This window comes from Bacillus sp. SM2101, assembly GCF_018588585.1.
In the GTDB taxonomy this organism is placed as follows: domain Bacteria; phylum Bacillota; class Bacilli; order Bacillales; family SM2101; genus Nanhaiella; species Nanhaiella sioensis.
Genome location: NZ_JAEUFG010000017.1, coordinates 1 through 26,035, shown reverse-complemented (window position 1 = coordinate 26,035; position 26,035 = coordinate 1). Strand labels below are relative to the sequence as shown.

General features: G+C 33.2%; 23 protein-coding genes. 14 read left to right on the top strand and 9 right to left on the bottom strand.

The genetic code is table 11. The features are described 5' to 3' along the window. Window positions 1-89 precede the first annotated feature (89 nt). The 3 genes from JM172_RS16125 to JM172_RS16115 all read right to left on the bottom strand — a co-directional run bounded on the left by JM172_RS16125 (window position 90) and on the right by JM172_RS16115 (window position 2,682). The gene (locus tag JM172_RS16125; protein WP_214483405.1) at window positions 90-812 is read right to left on the bottom strand and encodes a DUF421 domain-containing protein; all 723 of its coding nucleotides are present in this window, start codon (window positions 810-812) and stop codon (window positions 90-92) included. A 328-nt stretch (window positions 813-1,140) separates the two neighbouring features. Next, a complete protein-coding gene (locus JM172_RS16120; protein WP_214483404.1) occupies window positions 1,141-1,728 on the bottom strand; it encodes an NAD(P)H-dependent oxidoreductase in 588 nt (195 codons plus the stop codon). A 189-nt stretch (window positions 1,729-1,917) separates the two neighbouring features. Further along, on the bottom strand, window positions 1,918-2,682 hold the full coding sequence (locus tag JM172_RS16115; RefSeq protein WP_214483403.1) for a nuclear transport factor 2 family protein: 765 nt from the start codon (window positions 2,680-2,682) through the stop codon (window positions 1,918-1,920). Window positions 2,683-2,854: 172 nt separating this feature from the next. Here JM172_RS16115 and JM172_RS16110 point away from each other — a divergent pair, with 172 nt between their 5' ends. After that, window positions 2,855-3,289 carry an Rrf2 family transcriptional regulator gene (locus tag JM172_RS16110; RefSeq protein ID WP_214483402.1) on the top strand — a complete coding sequence of 145 codons (435 nt, stop codon included), beginning with the start codon at window positions 2,855-2,857 and terminating at the stop codon, window positions 3,287-3,289. 625 nt (window positions 3,290-3,914) lie between these two features. Further along, entirely contained in the window at window positions 3,915-4,052 is a 138-nt protein-coding gene (locus JM172_RS16105; RefSeq protein WP_214483401.1) for a hypothetical protein, read from the top strand. 507 nt (window positions 4,053-4,559) lie between these two features. On the opposite strand, the gene JM172_RS16100 is transcribed toward JM172_RS16105, so the two are convergent. Both JM172_RS16100 and JM172_RS16095 read right to left on the bottom strand, forming a co-directional pair. Further along, complete coding sequence (locus JM172_RS16100) at window positions 4,560-4,913, bottom strand: YlbF/YmcA family competence regulator (protein ID WP_214483400.1); 354 nt, start codon at window positions 4,911-4,913, stop codon at window positions 4,560-4,562. Window positions 4,914-5,096: 183 nt separating this feature from the next. Continuing rightward, complete coding sequence (locus JM172_RS16095; RefSeq protein ID WP_250886711.1) at window positions 5,097-6,239, bottom strand: DUF445 domain-containing protein; 1,143 nt, start codon at window positions 6,237-6,239, stop codon at window positions 5,097-5,099. Between the two features lie 98 nt (window positions 6,240-6,337). Here JM172_RS16095 and JM172_RS16090 point away from each other — a divergent pair, with 98 nt between their 5' ends. The 7 genes from JM172_RS16090 (at window position 6,338) to JM172_RS16060 (ending at window position 14,934) form a co-directional block, all read left to right on the top strand. Beyond that, window positions 6,338-7,720 (top strand): YheC/YheD family endospore coat-associated protein, encoded by a 1,383-nt coding sequence (locus tag JM172_RS16090; RefSeq protein WP_214483399.1) that lies wholly within the window; start codon window positions 6,338-6,340, stop codon window positions 7,718-7,720. 1 nt (window position 7,721) lies between these two features. Next, entirely contained in the window at window positions 7,722-8,795 is a 1,074-nt protein-coding gene (locus JM172_RS16085) for a YheC/YheD family endospore coat-associated protein (RefSeq protein ID WP_214483398.1), read from the top strand. A gap of 804 nt (window positions 8,796-9,599) precedes the next feature. After that, window positions 9,600-10,955: a YheC/YheD family endospore coat-associated protein gene (locus JM172_RS16080; protein WP_214483397.1), complete on the top strand. Its 1,356-nt coding sequence runs from the start codon at window positions 9,600-9,602 to the stop codon at window positions 10,953-10,955. Next, a complete protein-coding gene (locus tag JM172_RS16075) occupies window positions 10,952-12,148 on the top strand; it encodes a YheC/YheD family endospore coat-associated protein (RefSeq protein ID WP_214483396.1) in 1,197 nt (398 codons plus the stop codon). The genes JM172_RS16080 and JM172_RS16075 overlap by 4 nt, the downstream gene beginning before the upstream one ends. 76 nt (window positions 12,149-12,224) lie before the next feature. Beyond that, window positions 12,225-12,410: a hypothetical protein gene (locus JM172_RS16070; RefSeq protein WP_214483395.1), complete on the top strand. Its 186-nt coding sequence runs from the start codon at window positions 12,225-12,227 to the stop codon at window positions 12,408-12,410. 146 nt (window positions 12,411-12,556) lie between these two features. Continuing rightward, window positions 12,557-13,453, top strand: coding sequence for a PucR family transcriptional regulator (locus tag JM172_RS16065; protein WP_214483394.1), 897 nt, complete (start codon window positions 12,557-12,559; stop codon window positions 13,451-13,453). 380 nt (window positions 13,454-13,833) lie between these two features. After that, on the top strand, window positions 13,834-14,934 hold the full coding sequence (locus tag JM172_RS16060; RefSeq protein ID WP_214483393.1) for an ABC transporter ATP-binding protein: 1,101 nt from the start codon (window positions 13,834-13,836) through the stop codon (window positions 14,932-14,934). 168 nt (window positions 14,935-15,102) lie between these two features. On the opposite strand, the gene JM172_RS16055 is transcribed toward JM172_RS16060, so the two are convergent. After that, window positions 15,103-15,363 carry a hypothetical protein gene (locus JM172_RS16055; protein ID WP_214483392.1) on the bottom strand — a complete coding sequence of 87 codons (261 nt, stop codon included), beginning with the start codon at window positions 15,361-15,363 and terminating at the stop codon, window positions 15,103-15,105. Between the two features lie 302 nt (window positions 15,364-15,665). Between JM172_RS16055 and JM172_RS16050 the strand changes: the two genes are divergently transcribed. Further along, window positions 15,666-15,887 carry an alpha/beta-type small acid-soluble spore protein gene (locus tag JM172_RS16050; protein ID WP_214483391.1) on the top strand — a complete coding sequence of 74 codons (222 nt, stop codon included), beginning with the start codon at window positions 15,666-15,668 and terminating at the stop codon, window positions 15,885-15,887. A gap of 822 nt (window positions 15,888-16,709) precedes the next feature. Beyond that, window positions 16,710-18,161 (top strand): SulP family inorganic anion transporter, encoded by a 1,452-nt coding sequence (locus JM172_RS16045; protein WP_214483390.1) that lies wholly within the window; start codon window positions 16,710-16,712, stop codon window positions 18,159-18,161. Between the two features lie 248 nt (window positions 18,162-18,409). Here JM172_RS16045 and JM172_RS16040 read toward each other — a convergent pair whose 3' ends face one another. From JM172_RS16040 to yeiL, 3 genes are all read right to left on the bottom strand, one after another. After that, window positions 18,410-18,931 carry a YfiT family bacillithiol transferase gene (locus tag JM172_RS16040; RefSeq protein WP_214483389.1) on the bottom strand — a complete coding sequence of 174 codons (522 nt, stop codon included), beginning with the start codon at window positions 18,929-18,931 and terminating at the stop codon, window positions 18,410-18,412. Window positions 18,932-19,345: 414 nt separating this feature from the next. Beyond that, entirely contained in the window at window positions 19,346-20,569 is a 1,224-nt protein-coding gene (locus JM172_RS16035; protein ID WP_214483388.1) for an MFS transporter, read from the bottom strand. A 306-nt stretch (window positions 20,570-20,875) separates the two neighbouring features. Continuing rightward, on the bottom strand, window positions 20,876-21,547 hold the full coding sequence (gene yeiL, locus JM172_RS16030; RefSeq protein ID WP_214483387.1) for a transcriptional regulator YeiL: 672 nt from the start codon (window positions 21,545-21,547) through the stop codon (window positions 20,876-20,878). Window positions 21,548-21,625: 78 nt separating this feature from the next. Here yeiL and JM172_RS16025 point away from each other — a divergent pair, with 78 nt between their 5' ends. The 3 genes from JM172_RS16025 (at window position 21,626) to JM172_RS16015 (ending at window position 25,881) form a co-directional block, all read left to right on the top strand. Continuing rightward, window positions 21,626-22,783, top strand: a complete 1,158-nt coding sequence (locus JM172_RS16025; RefSeq protein WP_214483386.1) for an MFS transporter — start codon at window positions 21,626-21,628, stop codon at window positions 22,781-22,783. A 713-nt stretch (window positions 22,784-23,496) separates the two neighbouring features. Further along, window positions 23,497-24,711 (top strand): serine hydrolase domain-containing protein, encoded by a 1,215-nt coding sequence (locus JM172_RS16020; RefSeq protein ID WP_214483385.1) that lies wholly within the window; start codon window positions 23,497-23,499, stop codon window positions 24,709-24,711. Between the two features lie 279 nt (window positions 24,712-24,990). Continuing rightward, window positions 24,991-25,881 carry a DUF4097 family beta strand repeat-containing protein gene (locus JM172_RS16015; protein WP_214483384.1) on the top strand — a complete coding sequence of 297 codons (891 nt, stop codon included), beginning with the start codon at window positions 24,991-24,993 and terminating at the stop codon, window positions 25,879-25,881. Window positions 25,882-26,035 lie beyond the last annotated feature (154 nt).

Here is a 26,035-nt window from a genome sequence, read left to right as displayed (position 1 = left end):
CTCATATTTGACCACATTAAGTATTCATATCATTTTTATAACATGTAATCCTTCGTTTTTCTATAATAAGAAGTAAAGGTTAACTTTTATTAATGGTCAATTGGAGGGATATTTGTTTGTTCATCTACTTTAAGAGAAAATTGGAGCTTATCATTTTGAGATAATGAACAGTAAAATACAGTATTTAGATCTGTAATATTCTCAGCTAATAATTTTGTTCTTAACCATGCTTCATCTTTATTTAGCCATTTTAATAAATCTAATTGAATTTCACCGTCTAAAATAACGGGTATTTCATAATTATGCCCATCTTTATGTATACCGAAATCCTCGTTCGTAATTAGCTCCTTCATCGGGACCTTTTTAACAGATAAATTGCCATCTGCTTCAACAATAGCAATTTCAACATCTTCAACATGAAATACATCTTTTCCACGTAGCATTTGTAATATGTTATCGATTGAGTATTGGATCTTTTTCATATTTTTCATGAGAAATTCGCCATTGTATATAACGATAGTCGGCTCAAAGGTCAACAGCTTACCAATCTTTCTATTTTTCAATTTAAAAAGCACAATGGCTTTTTGAAGAATCGCGATTGTGATCATCGCTACCACAGTATGGATATGATCAATCTTTGGATCTGCAATATCTGCCCCAACAACAGCTCCAAAAACGATAACTACAAGAAAATCAAACACTGGCAACTCACCTATTGATCGCTTCCCCATAAAAAGTCCTAGAGCAAGCATTAAAGGAAGAATCGTAATAATACGTATAATTACTTTTAAAGAATCCTCCCAAACTTCCACAATTTACTCACCTCACATCCCTTACTATCGTTATCCTTTCCATATTAAGGGACATATTATCCAGTAAAGTATAAAAATTCGACCTAAATTAGCAGCAAATAAGCTTAGCTTGCACGACCTTCATATTTCGTCACATATGATTCATAGCATTGAAAAGTTTAGTGCTTAAATTTCCATAATAGCACTATCCTGACTTAAGAATTGAACTATCCACAACATATCTGACCTCACGATGTTCGTGGTCTTCTGATTGGAAAATGTCAAACAAAAAAGTCTTACGATAGATTAATTTTATATCTAAAGTAAGACCATTTTTTTAAATCGTATTTTACCCGAATAATCTCGCAATAATGTGCTCTACATCTACAAGCATTTGCTTTCTAGTATTATCATCAACTGATGGAACAGAACCAAAAAACTTATGCTCAAGTGTTTCAATACCAACAAAATCAAAAATACCATTATCCGTTGTTTGTTTCATGGCTCCAATCATACCGATTTGTTCATAATAATCCTCTGGATGACCAATCGTATTTAATATTACTGCTTTTTTCCCTGCTAGCAGTTTTTCGTACCCACCTTGTTCATTCACAGCATAAGCGAAACCGTAAGCAAAAACCCGATCTATATACCCTTTTAAAATAGCTGGAAGTCCAGTCCACCAAATTGGGTAAATCAATGTAATAACATCTGCCCACTTTACATGTTCCTGCTCAGTCTGAATATCATTTGGTGTTTTACCAGATTGGAAAGCGGCAAAATCATTCCCACTTAACACTGGTTCAAAATTTAAAGCATATAAATCACGAACAACGACTTCATTTCCTTGATCTTCTAGTCTACTTACCACTGTTTCGAGTATGGCATGATTAAAGCTTTGTGGATTTGGGTGTGCGTATATAACTAAATGCTTCAAAAAAATCTCTCCTTTTATAATTGCTTCGTATTCGATTTATATTGTTGCCCAAACTGATGAATGGTTAAACAATAAATAGATATTTATATATATTCATTTCCATTGGTTATCCAACAGAATCCTTTACCTTTTGTCTAGTAAAGTGAATAGTTATAAATAACAATTTATGAACTGGGGGTGCCTGTTCATTTAGAACTTATCGTTATTGTTTTTACGCTCTTCTTCAGGGATAATTGTCTCCATTACATCCCAATGCTCAGCAATCTTACCATTTTCTACTCTGAATAAATCATAGAATGAGGTGTGAGCACCTGCAAAAGTTCCTTCGCTAACTGTTAATACAAAATTACCTTGTCCAATAACCATATGAATTTTATCATAGATCATCTCAATACCTTGTTTTGCCATCCCCTCTAGCGCAATGCCTAAACCGGAAAGACCATCGGCAATTGCTGGATTATGTTGAATATAGTGATCACCCTCAAAATAGGAGGTCAGTTTTTCCGGATTATGACCCATTAATATATCCGAAACAAAGTTTTTAACAAACTCTTTGTTTTCTGCTGTTTTATCCTCATCCTGAATGTCAATAGAACCATCTAGCATTGTATGTCCACTAGGTGTTTTATCTACTTTTTGCTGTAAGTTATCCCAATGTTCAACGATCTGACCGTTTTCAAAACGGAAAATGTCAAATCCTACTTTCGGTCCGAAGAAGTCATAATCTGTGTGAGTAACAACAAAGTCACCGTCCACAAGGACTCTTTGTATATTAACTTTTGTGCCAGCTGCTTTAAGGTCATTTAATGCCCCTAACATGACCTCTCTTCCATTTGGAAAAGTTAAATTATGTTGAATGTATTTATGTGGATTTATAAATTCTTGAATAGCAGTTGAATCTCCATTTTCAAGGCTAGTTAATACTTGAATTACTTTTTCTTTATTCGTTGTCATGATAAAGCCTCCTAAAGTTATTTGTAACTAACTTGATTACATGTAACTATATTAATTACAATTAATATGTTTGTCAACACTTTTTAAATTTTTCAGTTATAATAAATACTTGTAATATAATAAGTTACAAGTTTATTCTTGAAATAATATATTTATGAGGAAGGTGACTACAATGTCCATAAGCAGTCGTTTTGCTGTAGGAATTCATATACTAGCTCTCATCGAAATAAACAAAGACGGTGTTAGCACTTCAGAATATATAGCAGGAAGTGTAAACACTAACCCTGCAGTCATCCGAAAGATTATGGGGATGCTAAAAAAAGCAGGTTTGGTCAAAGTTCAACCAGGGATAGCAGGAGCTGACCTTGCTAGAGATTTATCTCATATTACTTTACTAGACGTTTATAAAGCCGTTAATGTCGTTCAAGAAAAGGAATTATTTAGTGTTCATGAAAATCCAAATCCAGCTTGTCTAGTGGGTAGAAACATTCAGGATACTATTGCTCCCCTTTTTTCAGTTGCCCAATTAGCTTTAGAAAAAGCTTTAGGAGGTGTAACGATCGAAGATGTTGTTAATGATATTCTTCAAAAGGAAACGAATCACTAAACAATATAATTTTTCATTACCTATCAACACATGGTATCTATGTAAAATAAGTAAACAGCGAGGTGCACATTTATGCACCTCTCATTTTTGGAGTTAGTCTAGTCGTTAATTGTTGTAGAGCCTTAATTGATCTATTGTACTCCATTGCTTAAAATAGAAATTTTCTTTGATTCCAATACTCTCACTTACTACATTGACAGCTTCAGTGAACCCAATGCTTTATCCACTATTAATAACACATGTTTGCCCCGCCGCTATACCACCTTCGCGTTAAAATGTATCAGTAACAACCGGGCAGTCACAAACTATACAAATTCTCATCTTTTACTGTAGTTGTATATCCGTACAACATGGACTCACCTTCTTAAAGTACTACTCATGTTTACCGACCTCTAATAAAGGATAGCTTCAATAAAATATTTTCAGCATGATTTCATTTCTATGATTGTGTGTATAGACTTAATTTGTTTGTGTTTATCAACAGTTCTGATACATAAAATAACTTATACTCATGGAGCATTGGGATGATGATCCTTCAGTCTTAAGGATGAGAGAAAAACAATCTAACGGTCGGTTTAAAAAATATCGCATCGGCTTATACTTAAAGTATCAAAAGTAAAGGGTGATGACAGTGTTAAAAGGAATCGTTAGACGCCAACGAAAAAATAAAGTGAATATAGATATATATAAGAAAATTGAAGAAAGAAAGCAAGAAGTGTTGATGAAGGATAGTGCTTCCCCTAAACGTTATTTGATTATTTAATAAAGTTGTTCAAAATCTTTTACCGAAAACTTTGTTAATATTTGTATCAAATTAGGAGAGTAAAACGTGGTTTTATACGTTTGTCATCGGTTTACAGAATGAAAGATGCCACGCGTTCTAGTAGTGTAAAGAAAATGCCATGAACCTTTAGTTATACCGAGTTTATCTCATTGAATAACAATTATTACGTAAACAGCCTAATGTGGGCTGTTTTTTATTGCTCTTTTCGTAAACATAGTTACTATTGTTATCAAATTAGTACTATAAAAAATGGTTTTATTTTGTTAGTCATTATTGTACAGAAGAAAAGATGCCTCGAACTCTATTTGTGTACGTGTTTAATTCTGAATACTAAACAACAATCAATGCGAAAACAGCTTTTTTTTAGGAATTGAATTGTAACTAAATATATAAATTAGCAAGTCCCCATACCGTAACGACACTCCATTTTATAACAATCAAAAACAGAGATGCAGCTTATGCATCCCTGTTTCACTGTTAATGATTTTATTGTTCCATATTACCGTATAACTCTTCTAGTGGGTTCATCATTATTTTGGAAAGCTCGCTAATAACCATGCTCATTCTTTGTTCAGCTTCCATGAGCTTTGAGATGGTCGTATGTTGTTGGATTAAAGCAGCTGACTGTTGAGCCTTCTCTACCTCTTCGTCAGAAATATCTTCACCCATCATTTGCTTTTGTTGTAGCATTAGCTGAACTTCACGGAAGTTATCAAACATACGCTTAGCTGAAGCATCATTGTTTACTTCATTATAGAGCTGTTGTAATTGCTTAAAATCCTCACTATTGCGAATTGCTTTCTCTAATTCGTAAGCAACATCATATAAATTATTTGACATTAAATAGCCTCCTAGTTTTTTTTACGATGCGAATTCTTACACTATAACAAACATTCAAAGTATGATGAACACATTCCTTCTTAACTATGAATATGCAAAATCCATACTAGATGTTATGCATCAGTGCTTGCAATTATCCAATATAAACTTGAATTAAGTATTCTTTATATCCATTTTGTATAATTACTTAATAAATAATACAATAAAAGCTTGAATTAAACCAATCATACCACCAAGTAATGCCCCTAAATACGTGATCATTTTAAATTCTCTTCGTGAAATGGATAATACCATTTCTTCTAACCGCTCTACAGGAAATGATTCTACTTGTGTACGTACTATATCTGCTAAATGCAATCGCTCCATCATTCTCTCTGTTCGATTCGCTATAAAACCGGTAGCTAGTTCAACTATTTTTGGAACCATGTCATTGAGGATCCGATCTTTGTACGGCATTAATACTTCATTGATCTCTTTCTCCATATACACGTTCACAGCTATGCGCTTATGAATAGTTTGCTTTAAGAATGATATTATTTTTTCTCGAGGAATATCTTTTTCTAGCTCTCCTATTTTTCGTTCTTGAAGCTTAAGCCATTCATTTTCTAACATATTGACAACTAATTGTGTTGTGCCGTCATTCTTTAAAAATTTTATTATTTCTGGTTGAACCTTGTCTACTAAGCTTGCGTTACCAAGAAACATCTGTAGCATGCCTCCTAGCATACCACTTCGACTAGCCAAAAAATCATCAATCATATGTGATAGTCTGTCTTTACCTTCACTGCTTTCGAAAAAAACAACACCCTTCGAAATAATATATTCTGTCAATAAAGGAAGCTTATCATTTGCCTTGGCTAGTAAGTCAGCCGGTATGACTTCTCGAATAGACTTTTCTCCGTTGTCATTCATCATTTGTATATATTTATTCTCTACAAGCATAGACAATTTATGTTCAACAACTAATGAAGGGTTTTCCACACCCATTTTTGTAATTAATTCTTCTATTGTTATAGTTGAGGAAAATAAACGGTCTCCTTCTTCCTTAACCCACTTCACTGCATCTTCTTGAAAGTTGTTATCTAATAACTTCCTTCGTAAGCTTTCTGGAGTAAGCAGATGATCAACTACCATTCTTCCAAGCTGGTTTGCTAATTCTTCCCTTCGCTTTGGGATTAAGCCTGGAGTAAACGGTAACTGCTTTCCAAATAGATACACCGGATGATAAGGACGAAATAACATTCTAATTGCTAAGGAGTTCGTTATTCCACCAATAGCCGCTCCGATCAAAATCATAGTAAATATTACTAAAACAGTTTCCAACATCCATCAACCTTTCATCGTCACAAAATATATAACATTATCATACGATACGATATCAGCGTATGCCTATATAAAATAATGAAATAATGGGGTTTCTTATGATGACAATGCCATTAAGAATTCAAATTTCTCCAATAGTTACTGAAACACCTACAGAATCAGATACTATTCAAATGCCTAAAAGAATTTTTGCTCTATTAAAATGTCAAGAGACAATGAATATAACTTGTCACAAGCTTACCAATAACACAGAAATCGTTCGTATTGAGGAAAAAGACCTAAATTTATATTTTAGCACACAATTGCTAAATAAGCTTAATTTACCTACAATTCCTTTTACTGCTTCAATAAAACATATACATCAATCGAATGAATTAGAGATTGGCCCCTTCATAGCAATATTAACTGAAATTAAAAAGAATGATGATCAATTTACTTTTGGTTCACTCCAGTTATATTGTGAAGAGATTGCTCTATATTGTCATAAAGTAGGTGTACTATTCTATACTTTGTCACCCAAAACCTTCCGTAAACAACAAATAAAAGGTTTGATATATAACAATTTAGACAACAACTGGGTTGAATCACCTGTACCTCTGCCACATGTTGTGCACAACCGTATACATTCAAGAAAAAGCGAGCAATCAACACTTTTTTCAAGCGTAAAAGAGGCACTTTATGAATTAAATATACCATTTTTTAACGACCGATATATTAATAAGTGGGATGCTTATAATATACTTTCGAATGAAGATTATCTACAACCATACCTTCCAGAGACACTATTATTGTACAATAAACAAGACATCCAAGACTTAACAACAAAATTTGATACAGTTTTCATAAAACCTATTCATGGCAGTCAAGGCAAAAGAATTTTTCAAATAAAAAGAAAAGATCATGAATTTATACTTGATTACACAACCTTTACTGCTGAAATAGAACATAAATATGATTCATTTGTTACATTATTTAAATCACTTAGACCACGGCTAATCAAAGAAGCATATGTCGGTCAACAAGGGTTAAATTTAATAACTGTTGACAATCGTCCAGTTGATTTCCGCATTCTATGTCACTGTAGAAACCATACAGAATGGACTATCACTTCCGCAGTAGCACGCGTTTCTGCTGTTGGTCAATTCGTATCGAACATCTATCAAGGAGGAGAATTCATACGTGTTACAGACTGTTTACAACAGAGCTTTGATCAAACAACTGCAAAACATATTCATAAATTACTGAAAGAACTAGCAATTGAAATCGCTTCTGTCATAAGTAAAGCAACAGATGGCCTGTACGGTGAATTAGGTATTGATTTAGCAGTAGACAACATGGGGCATCCATGGATTATCGAAATAAATACTAAGCCTTCAAAAAATCATGACCCGAAACGAAAACAAGATACAATTAGACCATCAGCGAAGGCAATTGTCAATCATTGTCTTAATTTAGCCAATTTTTTTAACGAAGGAGTGAATTAACATGAAACAATTTGGTTTTTTAACCCTTCTTCCAAATCAAGAGCGAGGTTATGCAACCGAAATTGCAAAGCATGCTGAAGCATTTAATATCACAGTTTATCGACTTACACCACTATCAATTGATCCGAACACTGAATTAGTACATGGAGAAAAATTTGATCTGACAACAAATACTTGGGTGCAGGATACATTTCCTATTCCGACTGTCCTTTACGACCGTTGCTTTTACAGTCAAAATGAAATTTCAACGAGAAGTAAACCTATCGTTAATTGGCTAAAGACAAGGCCAGACACAATTTTTCTCGGCTATGGTTTACCAAATAAATGGGAAATTTATAAAATTCTAAACAATGACCCAATTCTTTCTCACTATATTCCAAAAACTGAAAAGGTTACATCTCGGCACAAAGTGATCCAATACCTTAGAAAAACAAAACAAGTACTACTAAAACCTGAAAGTGGTTCACAAGGAAGAGGTGTTATAAGCCTTTCAGTTAAAGATCAATATATTGAAGCAAAAACTCATCGTAAAGAAAAAGTTATTACAAAACAATTTCAACATAAGTCAGAATTTATATCATGGTTAACAAAGCTGTTAACAGTCCAATCCTACCTTATGCAACCACTGTTATCACTTCACGATGAAAAGCACAGACCATTTGATATTCGTATTCTCCTACAAAAAAATGAACAAGGTCATTGGGTTGAAAGAGGACGTGGTATTCGTAGGGGGCAACAAAACGATTTAATTTCAAATATCCATGGTGGGGGTATGTATATTCCATTTAAAAATTGGTTGGATGCACTCTCTACGAATACAAATAACATTATTAAAGATGAATTAGAAACGATCATCGATCGGGTACCACAAATATTAGAAAGGCAATTTTCTGAACTATTTGAGCTTGGTATTGATATTGGACTTGATCAAGATAATAAAATTTGGCTAATTGACACGAACTCTAAACCTGGGAGGAGCGTTATTTTTCAACTTAATTCGAATAAAGAGTCGGAGCTCTTTACCGCCCCCCTCCTATATTGTCAACACCTTACCAAGAATCTGACCACTTCATAAAAGAAAAGAGTCAGGAAGCCCTTTGATAATAATTACATGACGTGTTAGTTACTTGAATACTAATATATAAAGAAATGATTTACGTGTTTCACCTACATCTAACTATTAGGCCTTTGCAGATTTAAAACATAAACACGTATAGTCAATACAGTTTCCTGACATCTTTTCTTCTCTAAAAACGATAACAACCATTTCATACACACCAGATTCTCAAATATAAGTAAAAAAAACATAGTTTACGAAAAGAGCCTTGCAAAAAATTGCTTTCGCATTTATTGTTCCTTTTCGTAAAAAAAGCTTAACACAATGTTTACTAACGTTCTGGGCATCTTTTCTTCTCTAAATACGATAACAACCATTTCATACCAATCAGATTCTCAAATATAAGTAGATAAAAAACATAGTTTTTGAAAAGAGCCTTGCAAAAAATTGCTTTCGCATTCATTGTTCCTTACCATAATAAAAGCTTAACACGATGTTTACTAACGTCTGGGCATCTTTTCTTCTCTAAATACTGTAACAAATATTTCATACTCATCAGATTCTCAAATATAAGTAAATAAAAGACATAGTTTACGAAAAGAGCCTTGCAAAAAATTGCTTTCGCATTATTGTTCCTTTTCATAAAAAAAGCTTAACACAATGTTTACTAACGTTCTGGGCATCTTTTCTACTCTAAATACTGTAACAAATATTTCATACTCATCAGATTCTCAAATATAAGTAGATAAAAAACATAGTTTTTGAAAAGAGCCTTGCAAAAAGAACCAATCATTAAGACGATTTAGTAGGAGCTGAATAAGCATGAAGTATTCCTTAATAGTTACAAATGAACACAGTCAAACTGTCTATATTCCTAAAGAAATATACAAACCTACAATGGAACAAATTTTCTTCGGAACGATATCATGCGCATGCTCGATACAATCACATTCATACAATGATCATGAGGTTATTATGTCTAAAGATGTCTATGAACGTTTGCATATACCTCGATGTAGTAAAGTTCACCTTTTCACAGATGAGGAAAGAGTATATGTAGGTCCGCTTATAGGTATATTTACAGCTGGTTTTACAGAGTCAAATTTGCGCCCGATAGGGAATAGATCATTGTTTTTTGCAAAGCTATTAGCTGTAGAAGAAGCAATCGGAGCTTACGCTTATGTATTTGGTGCTCATCATATATGCTGGGAGAAAGGATTGGTAACAGGACATTTTTATACAGATGCTGGATGGAAGCAAATGGAGGTTCCTCTCCCAAACGTGGTATACGATCGTTTACCAAATAGGAAAACAGAAAATCAACATTACTTTAAACATATTAAAGAACGACTACAAAGAGAATATTCTATTCCTTGGTATAATCCAGGATTTTTTAATAAATGGAGTATTCACGAACAGTTAATTACTGATCATTCCATTTCACATTTTCTTCCTGAAACAGAACAATATGCTGACTTATCACAATTAAATGATTTGCTAAAAAAATATCGACATGTTTATTTAAAGCCTATTAATGGCAGTCTTGGATATGGTGTCTTTCAACTTTTTTATGTTGAAGATGAGAAGTGCTACTATTGTCGATATAGAGACAAATTTACGAAAAATCGGCTTCAAAAATTTCCAAATCTCGAATCAATGATTAATCACTTATTTAAACAAAACCAGCTTCAACAATATATTGTTCAACAAGGTATATCATTGTTAAGAATTGACGGTAGAACTGTTGATTTTCGTATTCATACGAATAAAAATCGAGAGGGCAATTGGCAAGTCAGTGTTATCGCTGCTAAAATTGCTGGGAAAGGAAGCGCTACTACTCATTTAAAAAATGGAGGAATGGTCAAAACAATCGAGGAAGTCTTTCCAAATGAAGAACAAAGAGCTGATATAGTAGACCGCTTAACAGATGCTGTTATCTCACTTAGTAAAAGTATTGAAATTCGAACAGTAGGCTTAATTGGAGAAATTGGATTTGATATTGGCATTGATAAAGAGCTAAATATCTGGTTATTTGAAGCGAACTCTAAGCCAGGAAGAGCAATTTTTAATCATCCTAAACTACATGAATACGATTTATTAAGCAGGAAGTTATCCATGTTATTTGCCATCTATTTAACAGAAAAATCAATATTAGAGCCCGAGGTTATCTTTCAATGAAACAGTTATATTATGATCCACACTCTCAAGAATGGCATCAATCTTTTGCAAAGGATACCCCCTTTTTTTTCGGCCAGAACAAACAGCTCACTACTTATGTAGAAACAAAATCATCTTCTCTTATCCATTTCCCCGTGCTATGTAATGGGTCAATGATTGGGCCCTTAATTGGTATTATGACCAGTGCATCAAAAAAAGGAAAAGCTTTTTCTGGCAATCACCATATCTTTCGACAAATTCAAGAAGCGTTGCAGTCACTCGGAGGAGTATGTGTAGTTTTTTCTTATGAAGGAATACGTAGTAATGGCATAACTGGCTACGTATATTATAAGGAGAAAAAAGGGTGGTTACAAATTCATGCTCCACTGCCACATATCATATATAACCGTATACCTTCTCAAGAGGATGAACAATTAGGAGCAAATGTTAAAGCAATAAAATTTTTTCAGGATCGTAAAATACCTATCGTAAATCCTTCCTTTTTCTTAAAACAAGATGTATTTTCCTCGCTAGCTGAAAATAACATAACTAAAAAATATTTACCTGAAACTTCACAGCTACAAAATCCCCGGCAATGCTTAGACATGTTATACACTTACGGTGTTGTTTATATAAAGCCTAATCGTGGCTGTAAAGGGGAAGGTATTAAAAGAGTTACGATAATGCACAATGATACAGTTCAAGTAGAAGATGTAAAAACAACAGAACAGTTTTCGAGCATTGATACGTTTTTACATGCATACCCTATACTTTTCAACGGCAGTTATCTTATTCAGCAAGCAATTGATTCAGATGAGATAGATCAAAAGCGGTATGATTTGCGTATTTTTGCCCATAAGCAAGCAAAACAATTTATTATTAGCGGTATCGGTGTTAGACAGTCTATTACACAAGATGTTACTACCCACGTACCAAACGGGGGGAAGCTCCTTCCATTTGAAACTATCCAAGACCGTATAAATAAAAATGAACTATATACTTTAGTTGATGAATGTGGGCAAGCTTTAAATAAAAAGATGGGGTTTATTGGAGAATTTTCAATTGATATAGGTAGATCGAAAGAAGGTATGTTGTATATTTATGAAATCAATTCAAAACCGATGGTATTTGACGAAAAGGCTATACAAAAAAATGGAATAAACAACCTCGTCCAACTATTTCAAGAAGTCACCGCCTTTAAAACACCATCATGAAATATTTGTCCCTTAAAAATAATTTTTTAAATTCTACACAAACTATGAATGTAACTTCTATAGGAGGTGTTCATTGATGACTGATGAAAGAACTGACAAAAAAGACCTTCTAAATGAAGGGCGAGACAAAGCTTACTTCGATATTGATCGGATGATTAACGAAGGAATGGCTGGTGGTTCAGTTCATTCATGCTACAATTGTACTAATATTGAAGAAGCCAGAGATGTTATTGAAGAGGAACCTCCACATGAAATAACATAATTGTCACTGAATAAACCTCTAAAAAGAAGCTCGACAGGTACATAGCGTACCTGTCGTTTACTGTTATAATGATAGGTGATATGCATTAGCGTGATATACTTTACTAAATCATGTTGAACTAAAAATACATATTAAGGTGAGTTACGATGATTGAAAAATTGCAACAATTATATGGTGAAGCAGTCATGCTAGAAAAACCAACATCAAACATAAATAATTATGATTGTTTTGAAACGAAAGACGGTACAGAAATCTATATAGCTAAGAACGCAGTTACAGAGAAAGAGAAAGAACTACTAGCACTCCTGCTAACACCTGTGCATAACTATAAAGAAGCCTTATCAAAGGAAGAATTATTTTGGAGAAATATACTGTTTAACGATAAGGTAAATAATGAATCGAACATTCAGCCTTCACAAATACGATTTATTCACTTTTACATACCTACAGCTTTATACGATAAAAATGACTTTCTAGATACTATGAAAGAGCTTTTTTACTCTAATATTTTCATTCTTTGGGAAAGCAATCAAATGGGTACGATCATTGAATATTATGAACCGAAGCAAGATAAAATTCAGTTTCATGAATTTATTGAAATTATTGCTAGTGATCTGTTTATAAACATCCAATTATTTGTAGGGCATGTACATCTATTCTCCGAGAAGGTCAAACAGTATTTTCACGAGGAAAAAGTATTTTTTCAACAGGCTAAAGCTAAGCTTTCACATGAAAAGTTATATAAGCTTGAAGACGTTTTTCCAATCCTCTTTTTACATGAACCATCAAAGAATATTTTGCCTCATGTAGCAGAAAATTTATTTTCAAATATTGGAAAAGATGATGAATTACTTCAAACAATAAAATTGTTTATTGAATGTAACTTAAATATTTCCCTCGCATCAAAAAAGCTGTTCATACATCGCAATAGCTTACAATATAGAATTGATCGCTTTATAGAAAAAACAGGGATTGATATTAAAAGCTTCAAAGGTGCTTTTACGACGTACGTAGCAATTGTTTATAAACATGTTAACTTTTAAAGTAATAATCCTAATGTTTAATGGGGACGATATAAGTTGGCTTTACAACTTACTGTCCCCTTTAAAATATAATCTTGTTCCTTGTTTGTTCTTAAGCTATTGAGCTCTGTTATGTTTTTATTTTTAAAATTTCTTATATCCTCTATTATAGGTAAATCAATTCAAACTCTTAACCATTTTACAGAATACCGTTAGAAACTTGTTACAATAAAGTGAAGATAGCATAGGTTTTTAGTGTTTTATATACCATTTTGTGAAACATGCACAATCGTACTAACTTTTTTTGTGCAACCCTTACATTTACTATCAGATATATTATTTTGTAGACTATTACTATATTAAGAAAGCGTTCACAATAATCCTACTAGGAGGCAACAACAATGGCTGAATTAAAATTAGAGCATATCTATAAAAAATACGATAATGAAGTAACAGCAGTTAAAGACTTTAACCTTCATATTAAGGACAAAGAGTTTATCGTATTTGTAGGACCATCAGGATGTGGTAAGTCGACTACACTACGTATGATTGCTGGACTTGAAGAAATCTCTTCTGGTGACTTTTATATTGGTGATAAAAAAATGAATGATGTAGCACCAAAAGACCGAGACATTGCGATGGTGTTCCAAAACTATGCATTATACCCGCATATGAACGTCTATGATAACATGGCATTTGGACTTAAGCTTAGAAAAACACCAAAGGCTGAAATCGAAAAGCGTGTTAATGATGCTGCAAAAATTTTAGGATTAGAAGAATATTTAAAACGTAAACCAAAAGCGTTATCTGGGGGTCAACGTCAGCGTGTTGCACTTGGACGTGCAATTGTCCGAGACGCAAAAGTTTTCTTAATGGACGAACCACTTTCAAACTTAGATGCTAAGCTACGTGTTGCTATGCGTTCAGAAATTACAAAATTACACCAACGCTTACAAACAACAACTGTTTACGTAACACATGACCAAACAGAAGCAATGACAATGGCTACACGCTTAGTTGTTATGAAAGATGGTATTATTCAACAAATTGGTACTCCTACAGAGGTATATGAAAACCCTGAAAATATGTTTGTCGGTGGATTCATCGGTTCTCCTGCTATGAACTTCTTTAAAGGTACATTACAGGAAGATGGTAACTTCAAAATTGGTAACATTACTATCTCAGTACCTGAAGGAAAGATGAAAACATTGCGTGATAAAAAGTATGTAAATAAGGAGTTAACTTTAGGTGTTCGTCCTGAAAATATTCATGATGAGCCCGTATTCCTTGAATCATCACCGGATACAAAATTCAGAGCTACAATCGAGGTAGCTGAGCTTATGGGTGCAGAAACAATGCTCTATTCACAGCTTGGTAACCAAAGCTTTATCGCACGTGTTGATGCTCGCTCAAAAATCTCTCACGGAGATGTAGTGGAATTTGCGTTCGATATGAACAAATCTCATTTCTTTGACAATGAAACAGAAGAACGTATTCGATAAGTACTTACAATAGAAAAGGGTCTAGCACTACATAAATGACTGTAGTGTTAGGCTCTTTTTATATGGCTGTTTTCGTAAAAGTAGTATTTTTCGAACTAACACCTAAACACGTTTCAATAGCATTCCTAGTTGCTTTAACCTACCGTTACAGGTAGCAGCTTATTATGTTCAAATGATATTATTTTCTTGTTCTTTAATTAAGCTCACAAACTCATGTTGACAAGTTGCACAAAATAATATGTGTGGACATTCATGGTTACTTAACGTAGTGCCATATCCATCATTTCTCTTTAAATCGTCAATTTCCATATAAGGACTGTAATCATCATAACAGTCCATTACCCTTCCCCTATCTTCAGACCCTTCTCCACATACAGGACAATTAACCGAGAAATTTCCTAGCCCATTACAAAGCGGACACATAAACATTAAACCACCTCATTTACATACGCATAAAATTAGTTTGTTAATAACGAGGTGGATAAATGTATCATTTAATGAAAAAGTAATGATTGTTTACTAACAACCATTACCAATCTAATTCATGAATATCATCTTTCAAATACGTCATAATACTTAATAAACATTTGATTATTGGGTAAAGCCAAGTTAGGCATGTGGATGTATGATGTTCAGCAATAGATGCTGAATATGATTAAAAACCATACAGCTGGTGCAAATCCAGCCTACCCAACCAAAATTAGAATAATGATGAGGAGATGAAACAAATCATGCAAAATCAACCACAAGCAAACAATTCGTCGTCAAACCAACTTGTCGTAGCCGGTGCTCAACAAGCAATAGATCAAATGAAATATGAAATTGCAAATGAATTCGGTGTAAACTTAGGTCCTGACACTACTTCTAGAGCAAATGGATCAGTTGGAGGAGAAATTACCAAGAGATTAGTTTCTATGGCTGAATCACAACTTGGTGGCCACCAACAACCGTAATAGTAAACAAAACTAAATAACATGGCTAAGGTCTCAAGATAATCTTGGGACCTATTTGTTGTTTTTTGGTAGACATCTATAAATTATTATTTCCATTTCATCAACACTACAAAGCTAACTGATTATTTTAAGGTGAATACATGTCAAAAGCCGTAGTCGTGAGGTGTTTAAGTCTTAGTCAGAAAAGTAATGAAAGGAGCACATTGTTTAAAGCTATGTAATTTGGTGATTTTCTACATATAGCTAAGCATTTAAGAGCAATCATTTAATGTAGGCGTTTTCACTACATAAAAACTATATTGGAGTTTTTGATAAATATGTGTATAATGTTTATTTGTGTATTAATGTCAAATTCATAGTGTAAACATAATTAATTGTTTTTATTAAACTGTTTGATTGTTATTTAAGCAATACAACCACGAATCCAACTAGCATTTTGCTATTTTCATCTTATGGGGCTCGGAAAAACTCATCTTACAGTAAATTTTCACGATGAATTTTTGAAAAGGGCCTATAAAATAGAACTCATTATTACTCAATTTTTTTATTATAAATAGTTCAACAATAAGGACATGCCTCCGAAATGTAGCATCATAGCGAAGCTCCTATTGAAAAACATCTTTGCTGCATTGTTTCGGGGACTAAATTCTCTGCAAACAGTTGACGTACGAAATGACACTTGTCCATACATGTATAAAATCATCTTACTAAAACAAGTAATTTCAATGGTAAGGATGGGGTTTGAACATTTTATTAAGTTGTTTCATAAGTCATTTTTGCCAGATTTTTCGAACCATTTCATATAAACAAAGAGGTGATTATTTGTATACGGAAACTTTAAAGAATCAATGGTTTTCAAATGTAAGAGGTGACATATTAGCTGGAATCACAGTAGCATTAGCCCTCATCCCTGAAGCGATTGCTTTTGCCATTATAGCTGGTGTTGATCCAATGGTTGGTTTATATGCCTCTTTCTGTATCGCTGTACTTATTTCTATTTTTGGTGGCCGACCAGGAATGATATCAGCTGCAACAGGAGCAATGGCTTTATTGATGGTTGATTTAGTTAAAGATCATGGCCTAGAATATTTACTAGCTGCAACGATATTAACAGGAATTATACAGTTCATATTAGGTATTTTAAAAATAGGCAGGTTTATCACATTTATTCCGCAAGCCGTTATCATTGGCTTTGTTAATGCATTAGCGATATTAATATTTATGGCTCAGCTACCCCACTTCGTTGGAGAAACGTGGATGATGTATGCGATGGTTGCTGGATCTTTAGCAATTATTTATATATTACCGAGGTTTACAAAAGCAATCCCATCCCCACTTGTTGCGATTTTCGTCATGACGATTTTGGCAATTACGTTGAGCCTTGATGTTCGTACTGTTGGTGATATGGGGGCAATTACGAGATCTTTACCTATGTTCCATTTACCAAATATCCCATTAACACTTGAAACATTATTAATTATCTTACCTTATTCTTTACCATTAGCATTTGTTGGTATCATTGAATCATTATTAACGGCAACAATTGTCGATGAGATGACAGAAACAAAAAGTGATAAAAATAGAGAAGTAAAAGGTCAGGGATTTGCCAACTTTGTAACTGGCTTTTTTGGAGGAATGGCAGGCTGTGCTATGATAGGGCAATCGGTCATTAACGTTCGTTCAGGTGGTCGTGGACGCTTATCCTCTTTAGTTGCAGGTGTGTTTTTACTATTTTTAATTATTGTGTTAGGCGACATCGTAACACAAATTCCAATGGGTGCACTTGTAGGTGTTATGATCATGGTTTCTATCGGTACATTTGATTGGACATCATTACGTGAGATTGCCAAAATCCCTCGTCCTGATGCTGTTGTCTTAATAGCAACTGTCGCGATCGTTGTTACGACTCATGACCTTGCAATGGGTGTATTTTCAGGCGTATTATTAAGTGCCTTATTCTTTGGTTGGAAGATGGCAAAAATCAAATCAAACGAAGTCGTTAAAGACGGTATAAAAACATACCATATTAAAGGACAAATGTTTTTTGGTACAATGGCTCACTTCGTAGATTTATTTGATTATCATGCTGACCCTGATGAAATTGTCATTGATTTTAGTTCATCACATGTGTGGGATCATTCAGCTGTTACTGCCATATCAAAAGTAAAGCAAAAATATGAAAACATAAACAAAAAAGTAATAATTACAGGTCTAAATGAAGATAGCCAAACAATTGTGAATCAAGTAGGATTATCTTCTTCCTCTGGGCATTAAATAAATGATAAAAAAAAGGAGTAACAAATAACTTAATTATTTGTTACTCCTTTTTATTTGACTTATTTCACATTAATTATTGTTATTCTTACTGAAATATAAACAACACTGCTTCTATTTCTCAGGTAATTTAATATTCTTTATCTCTCCAACATCATAAAATTATTTGCACCTATTATGACGATGAGAGCATATAAATAGCTACATCACCTTACCATACATTCTCAAAAGTATTCGCTCATAAATTTTCATGAACCTTTGTGACTAGATATCGAAGTGATGTGTGCTAGATGATGTCGACCGTGCCAAGCGTAGATGCCTATATTCTTACCGATGGTAACTTCCCCTGAATCCGGGTGGATAAATGTCTTTTCCATATCAGCAGCATGTAGACTACGAAGTAGTTTAGTCCAGCGTACATGTAATGCATCGAGCAGTAATAATGATATATCTATCGGCATTTTGGAATCAGGGAGCTCCGCCCATTTCCCTTCCTCATATGGCCTGATTTCTGGAGTATCTTCCGTAAGAGCCAATTTAAAACGTATATAAGCATTCATATGGCTATCAGCAAGGTGGTGGACTACTTGCCTAACGGTCCATCCACCTGTTCGATAAGGTGTATCAAGTTGTTGATTATCTAGATCCTTTACAGAATCTCGTAATAATTGAGGTAGCTTTTCAATGTCATTTATCCAATCATTAGTCACATCAGCATTAATTTCACCATTAAATTCAAAATGTCCAATAGGGTATCTCTCATCCACCAAATGTTCCTCCTCTATATTTCTCAGTATATTTTATAGGCTCTTTTCGTAAACTTTGTTGCTATTTTCTACTTACACTTAAGTCGTTGATGCGTAGCAAATGATTGTTATAGTCTTTAGAGAAGAAAAGTTGCCACCAGCGCTAGATGTATACGTGCCTATATGTAAGAACGAAAAGTAGCACCCAATAGGAAAACAGCCCTTATATAATATGTTCACGATTAATCAATATTCGCGACAAATTATCAAATCATACTTTTATACGTTCCACTTAAGAATGGAAATGAATTAACAATTAGACTATTGTACTAGCTGGGTACTCATGATAATATTTACTATCCCCTATCAAGTGATAACAACAAATCCCCCTTCACTATTTCTACTTTAAGATCTTTTCACATGCATATGATCGAATAGTTAACCCGCTATTTCATTCATGTTATCTTTGAAATAAGTAGATTTGGATGGCATTGATACGATAATCAAAAGAGTGACAGCAAATAATATGGCAGCTATTGAAAATAAAACACTAACCAATTGTAGCGAAAACCATTCTGCAAGAGCCCCTAATATAAGTGTAAAACCAATTTGAATTATTCCTTGTACCATTTCCGCTATGCTTCCAAATCTCCCCATTATATGAACTGGAATGCTATTTTGAAAAAAGGTTGCGTATCCTGCATTTGCAAATGCCATAAAAAATCCTAAAAAGACGAATGCAGCTGTTGCAGTTATAAAATTATCGGATGAATAAAACAACAGGTACCCTATAGACGTTAGCAGTATTCCTCCCCCTAAATAAAATTTTAGTTGTACCTTTTTAGTTACAATTGCAGCTATTAACGATCCTGCTAATACACCAATACCTGTAATACTTACAATTAATCCGTAATCTCGATCTGATAACATTAAGTTTTGTTTAATAAATGTAACTTCTTGAGAATCCAAAGCAAACCCTATTAACATTGCAATTTGAAACAACAAATAAACAATAAAAACAAACTTCGCTGTTATAACAAACTCTCTAACTTCCTTCCAATCACTCACTAGTGTTTTCAATCGAATCGGTTCCCGAATTTTTGATAAGTCCTCATCTACATTAGGAAGAAGATAAATGAATAACGAACAAATGATAAAGGTAATCGAGTTTATGAAAATACATAAATCTGTACCTACGTACATGATAAGTAATCCTGCAATTGCTGGGCCTAACAAAAATGCACCTGAGCTTGTCATACTCATCAACGAGTTAAATCTTTTTCTATTTTCAGGTGGAACCAATTTAGTTATGTATACAGCTGAGCTTGGACCAAAAAATGCACCAACCATATTAATTAACAATAGGATAAAATAAATAACCCAAAGTGATTCAATAAAAGGAATTAAGAATACTAAAGCACCTCTCACTATATCAATGAAAATCATCAGCCTTCTTTTGTTTATTCTATCAATAACACTCCCCGCCCAAGTATTAGTTATCAACATCGCGATAGGTCGAATAACATATAAACCAGCAACTGCTGCTGCTGATCCTGTTAAATCTAATATAGAAATATTAAGTGCAATTAAGTATATCCAATTCCCTAAATAAGATATTCCTATCCCTGATAATAAAAGGATAGGGTTTTTCCATGTAACCATCCTTTCACCTCTTATGAAATTATTTACATTAAACGAATAAACTACCATATATTATCCTACACTTACAATAAATCAACAACCTTTATGCTAACGGAAAGTCATAATAAGGATTCTTATGTCAAACATTTGTTTTCTCATTGTTGCTTTTCATACGAAAATATTAATACATATACATCTAAGAGATTAATTATGTAAAACCTACACTCCATTAATTTGTTTGGGTAGCAACATACATATAAATACTAGCATTCAATATGCTATTATCTTTATTACATCATATCGTGATGAAAATAAAAATTGAGACCCTTATTTATTCCACAACATTTCAGCAAGATTATATAGTGAGTTATGCTGTTTTATACGATATCGACGTCCTTCTTTCATTAATAACCCCTTATCGCAAAATTGTGCAAGTACATGCATTAAGTGTCGATAGGAAACACCTAAAAATTCACAAACAGTTACGTGCTTCTCCATATAGATGCCATCATCAGAGGTATTTAAGATAAATTCCGCAAGACGGTTTTCAAGCGGGAATGATAAACTTTGAGAATATTTTGCAGCCATTATTGTTGATTTCAAACTTAATAATTTGCTTAGTTCACGTAGAAATACCACATCTTCTAGTAATTGTTTACGATATCGATGAAGAGGTAGTGCAAGACAAATAGTCTTGGTAGATGCTTGTATTCCTTTTGTATAATAAACCTCATTTAATAATTCCATTTCTCCAATATATTCCTTAGGACTAACAAAATTTAACAAAGAGACTTTTCCGTTTTGATGGGTTACATAAATTTTTGCTTTTCCTTCGATGAGATAAAATAAAAAATTCGGCACGCTGCCTTCTTGAATAATCCATTCATCCCTTTTATATTCATGAACCTCGATAAATTCGTCAAGCGGAAAAGAAAACAAAGCCTCAATAGAGCTTTCTTTTAAATAATGTTGTCTTTTCTCATCATTATAAATTCTCATTATCCACCTCAAAATATGAGATATCTCATATTATTACATTCATATTCATTATATCATTCAAACAAAGGAGAGATATAAATGAATACTCAACGGTGGATGAGCAGACAATTCTTTAGTTTTTTTGTGACATGGGGTGTTTTCCTCCCTTACTGGACAGGGTGGCTGATTCATATAAAAGGAATGACGATTTCTCAAACTGGCTTAATAATGAGCTTAAGTTTGATTGCAAGAGGTATTTCATCGTTAATTGTTTTCCCATTATTATCAGGAAAATTTAGTAGTAAAACAATATTAAATGGTGCTTCAATCGGTACACTAATTGTTCTTTTCTTCTGTATTCCAGCTAGTTCTTTTACTAGCTTATTAGTGGTATCAATACTCTTACATGTTTTTTATCCAACTTTGATGCCTGCATTAGACAGTGCAGCTGGCGTCCTTATGAAAAATAATGAATTGAAAAATTACGGAAAAAGTAGATTATGGGGATCTGTTGGGTTTGTATTGGCTGGTATAATCGTAGCTATCTTTATCGATCTTATGGGGGATAACGTGATTTTATGGGCAATGTTATTAGGTGTAATTGTTTTCATGATCCTCGGCTTTATGCAAACACCCAACGTTTTATCAAAAAAATCACACCGTGATCAAACAATAAAAGGAGGTATGCTAAAGTTATTTCGGAACAGCCACTTTGTTGTAGTACTCGCCATAGTGATATTACTGCAAGCATCACATGCTTCGTATTACAATTACGGGTATATTTTTTTACAAGAAATACATGCACCAAACTATTTAATCGGTTTTATTATTAACATTGCGGTAATCGCTGAAATTATTTTCTTTGCAATTGCAGATAGAAGATTTTACAAAATATCAGTAGCTACTTTACTTACACTAGCAGCACTTGGTTCATCGATACGCTGGATCATAGTATTTACTTTTCCTAATGTCATTATTTTTAGTATTTCACAAATATTACATGCATTCTCGTTCGCGATGGCGCATTATGCCTTTATGAAATTTTTAAATAAAAATATTCCTTATGAACAGATTCCAATCGCGCAAGGTATTTACTCGGGATTCGCACTTAGCTGGGGAACTGCAGTGTTTACAATTTTAGGAGGTTACTTATACGAAATAGAATCAACATACGCATTTGTTGGAATGCTACTTTGTACCATACCAGCCATCTTGCTCTCGTTTGCTTATCGGAAATTGGAGCATAAAACGAACTAGCTTTTCCTATATGGCCTGTTAACATAAGGTAGTATATCTTAAGATAGTCGGAAATACCAAGTAGCATACAAATTAATGGTGAAAATTGTTAATACTTGTTCTTCTTATTACGTATTTCCGGCACTCGCATTACTTCTAATGAATAGCAACAGTCACATATCCCCCCCCCATGCTCTCTTTTTCACGATCTAATCCTGATTTTAGCATATTATTGTTTTTTCGTTGCTCCACAATCTTCCTAAGCAATAAAAAATGGCGCATCTCCCAAATTTATTACTGATTAAGTATGATAAAATGTATCATCTTGCCTACCTATACTTACAGCTCTTTTTTATCAACTTTGTATTAAAAAGTAAACAGAGTAATAAATTGACAATAAAATTAACTTAGTGTACCATTAACACAGAACACTATAACAATAATACATTTAAAACGTATTATATAAAATGGAGGTGTAGGAATAGGTAATTGTTAATCATTGTTAATAGGTAAGATAACAAACAATATTGGTACCTCATACTTGATTACCCTTTAATTTTTCTATACACAGTTACATTAATTCCATCACCAAACAATCCTTCCAATCCTTTATTCAACTATATGTCCAAGAAATAAATTGAAACCTCTACGATACAAATCCGTATTTAAAATAATAACTTCTTAGAAAAAATTTAATCTATTCACGTGGATAACAAATCACAAGGGGAGATTCTATGAAAAAAAGCTCTTTTATTGTGTTCATTAGTCTTTTACTTGTTATAAGTGCGTGTTCTGCTGAAAATCCTACCAAAAAAGTAAGTCAAACTACAGAAAACACAGACCTTATTGAGAAGTCAACAGAAGAAAACATTACATCAGCTCAAGTACAAGAAGTAAGTCAAGATTCAAATGACTTAGATGTATATACCAAATTGGATAATGTGATGACTCACTTTGAAAAATACTATAATTTTTCAGGGGCTGTATATGTAGGTATGGGAGGTGAAGAAATATACTCTAATACGTTTGGTAAGGCTGACATTGATCAAAATATCGCAAATACATTAGATACGAAATTCATCATAGGTTCTTTGACTAAACAATTTACAGCCGCAGCGATATTATTACTAAAGGAAAGAGGATTACTTGAACTAGAACATCAAATTACAGATTATTTACCTGATCTTTCTAAATGGGAAGGGGTTACGATTCATCACCTTTTATCGATGTCATCTGGAATAGTAAGTACAGATCATCCGTATTTTGCTGAGAGTTTAGAAAAAAAATTCGGGTCTAATATTCCTTATTCGATAACCGAAGAAGAAGCAATTGCAATATATAAAGACATTCCTCTTAACTTTAATCCTGGTGAAAAGTTTGAATATAGCAATTCAAATTATTTAATTTTAGGATTGATCATAGAACGTACCACAGAAGAATCATACGATAAATTTTTAGAAAAGAACATTTTTGAACCTTTAGCGATGTTAAATACAGGTTACAGTGTTAACTGGGAAGTGCTAGAAAATAAAGCTCAAGGGTATGAAAAAATCAATACCGAAAATGATTTTTATCCTATTCAATACGACTATTATATAACCCATTCCTCCAGTGGTTTGTATACAACTATGAATGATTTAGTAACATGGGATAGAGCATTATATTCTGCAAAATTACTAAAAAAAGAGACTATAGCTAAGATGTATGCTCCTTATACTAACATCCCTTCTAACTTCGAATATGGATCTGAATATGACTATGGATATGGTTGGTTTACCCAAGAAAAAAAAGTTGAACACGCTGGAGACTTACCAGGATTTATAGCAAATTTTTATCGTGAGCTTAATACTGAACTTGTCATTATTATTTTAAGTAATAATGAATCCTTAGATAGGGATAAAATGCGTAGTATTACAAACACCTTAACTAACATTGTTAATGGTGATTGATGATAAAAATAATTAAGTATAGGTATAGAAAACATAGAGATTTTATAATCAAGTTATAAGAAACTCATTCAATTCGTAACAGAGATTTCATAGTAACAGGAGAAGTTTGAATACCATACACTCTGACGATACTTTTAAACCAGAAGTAACAGTGACGAACAAAACAAATATTTGCTTATAGAAATAAATTAGAAGTTATTGCTATTCCATCAGGTGTATTTTAATCACGTAAGTTGTGTGTACATTTAATACTCATATTATATAAGGAGGGAAAACAGCATGAAAAAGCTGTTAGTAGGATTATTTGTTGTATTATTTATTGGAATAATCGGTTCAGTTGTTTCAATAAATGCCACAGGAGGCTTATCCTTTAATACTGTAGATTTACTTGAAAAAAAAGAAGTAAAGAATGAAGAGATCAAAAAAATAGACATTGACTTCCCATCAACTGATATTGAGGTTCAGCCTTCTGACGATGATTCCTTTATCATTGAGGTGAATGGTAGAGTTAGTGAAAAACTGAAGGATAAATTTAAACTTAATGTAGAAGAACGAGGTGATTTGTTAAAGGTAGAATTTCAAGATCCTAACACGTTTTTTAATATTGGCGTATCTATCGTGGATACTACTGTTTCAGTTTACTTACCTACAAAGGTATATGAATCAGTAACAATAAATACAGCGTCAGGAAATATTGAAGCTGAACAATTAAACACAAATCAATTGAACGTGTCAGCAGCATCAGGAAATATTAAAATGAAAGACATGCAAGCCGATAAAGTTTACACATCAACAGCATCGGGGAATATAACAGTAGATCAACAGCAAGCAATTACTTCATCCTTTGAAGTAGCATCTGGTAACATGTATTTAACAAATGTAGTAGGTAATGTAACTGCACATAGTTCATCTGGAAACATTACTTTACACAATGAGGAATCTTCTGGTAATATTTCGGCAAATGCTTTAAGTGGTAATGTAAAAATTGAATACGAAAAAGCCCCATCATCACTTTATATAAATTTTAAAGCTACTTCAGGTAATGGTAAAGTTAAATTAGATGGCGTTAACTATGAGGAAAAATCTAATGATCGAATTATCGGAACCATTGGGTCTGGCGATCATGAAATAATTGTAGATATAACATCTGGTAATTTTAAACTTCAGTAATGGAGGTGAAGAGAAGTTCATACACTCAAAACCTTCATTCAACAATAATTAAAATTCTTAAGAATAGGCTGCCATTCTGAACTGAACCCATAAAGTTAGACATATATATTTAGGCAGCTTCTAAGGCATGCATTCGGTATTGAACCGGACTCAT

Excerpts from the sequence above, each read along its gene's own strand:
- JM172_RS16115 (WP_214483403.1), bottom strand. The coding sequence starts at position 2,682 with ATGACAACGAATAAAGAAAAAGTAATTCAAGTATTAACTAGCCTTGAA.
- JM172_RS16110 (WP_214483402.1), top strand. The coding sequence starts at position 2,855 with ATGTCCATAAGCAGTCGTTTTGCTGTAGGAATTCATATACTAGCTCTC.
- JM172_RS16105 (WP_214483401.1), top strand. The coding sequence starts at position 3,915 with ATGACAGTGTTAAAAGGAATCGTTAGACGCCAACGAAAAAATAAAGTG.
- JM172_RS16100 (WP_214483400.1), bottom strand. The coding sequence starts at position 4,913 with ATGTCAAATAATTTATATGATGTTGCTTACGAATTAGAGAAAGCAATT.
- JM172_RS16095 (WP_250886711.1), bottom strand. The coding sequence starts at position 6,239 with ATGTTGGAAACTGTTTTAGTAATATTTACTATGATTTTGATCGGAGCG.
- JM172_RS16090 (WP_214483399.1), top strand. The coding sequence starts at position 6,338 with ATGACAATGCCATTAAGAATTCAAATTTCTCCAATAGTTACTGAAACA.
- JM172_RS16085 (WP_214483398.1), top strand. The coding sequence starts at position 7,722 with ATGAAACAATTTGGTTTTTTAACCCTTCTTCCAAATCAAGAGCGAGGT.
- JM172_RS16080 (WP_214483397.1), top strand. The coding sequence starts at position 9,600 with ATGAAGTATTCCTTAATAGTTACAAATGAACACAGTCAAACTGTCTAT.
- JM172_RS16075 (WP_214483396.1), top strand. The coding sequence starts at position 10,952 with ATGAAACAGTTATATTATGATCCACACTCTCAAGAATGGCATCAATCT.
- JM172_RS16070 (WP_214483395.1), top strand. The coding sequence starts at position 12,225 with ATGACTGATGAAAGAACTGACAAAAAAGACCTTCTAAATGAAGGGCGA.
- JM172_RS16065 (WP_214483394.1), top strand. The coding sequence starts at position 12,557 with ATGATTGAAAAATTGCAACAATTATATGGTGAAGCAGTCATGCTAGAA.
- JM172_RS16060 (WP_214483393.1), top strand. The coding sequence starts at position 13,834 with ATGGCTGAATTAAAATTAGAGCATATCTATAAAAAATACGATAATGAA.
- JM172_RS16055 (WP_214483392.1), bottom strand. The coding sequence starts at position 15,363 with ATGTTTATGTGTCCGCTTTGTAATGGGCTAGGAAATTTCTCGGTTAAT.
- JM172_RS16050 (WP_214483391.1), top strand. The coding sequence starts at position 15,666 with ATGCAAAATCAACCACAAGCAAACAATTCGTCGTCAAACCAACTTGTC.
- JM172_RS16035 (WP_214483388.1), bottom strand. The coding sequence starts at position 20,569 with ATGGTTACATGGAAAAACCCTATCCTTTTATTATCAGGGATAGGAATA.
- yeiL (WP_214483387.1), bottom strand. The coding sequence starts at position 21,547 with ATGAGAATTTATAATGATGAGAAAAGACAACATTATTTAAAAGAAAGC.
- JM172_RS16025 (WP_214483386.1), top strand. The coding sequence starts at position 21,626 with ATGAATACTCAACGGTGGATGAGCAGACAATTCTTTAGTTTTTTTGTG.
- JM172_RS16020 (WP_214483385.1), top strand. The coding sequence starts at position 23,497 with ATGAAAAAAAGCTCTTTTATTGTGTTCATTAGTCTTTTACTTGTTATA.
- JM172_RS16015 (WP_214483384.1), top strand. The coding sequence starts at position 24,991 with ATGAAAAAGCTGTTAGTAGGATTATTTGTTGTATTATTTATTGGAATA.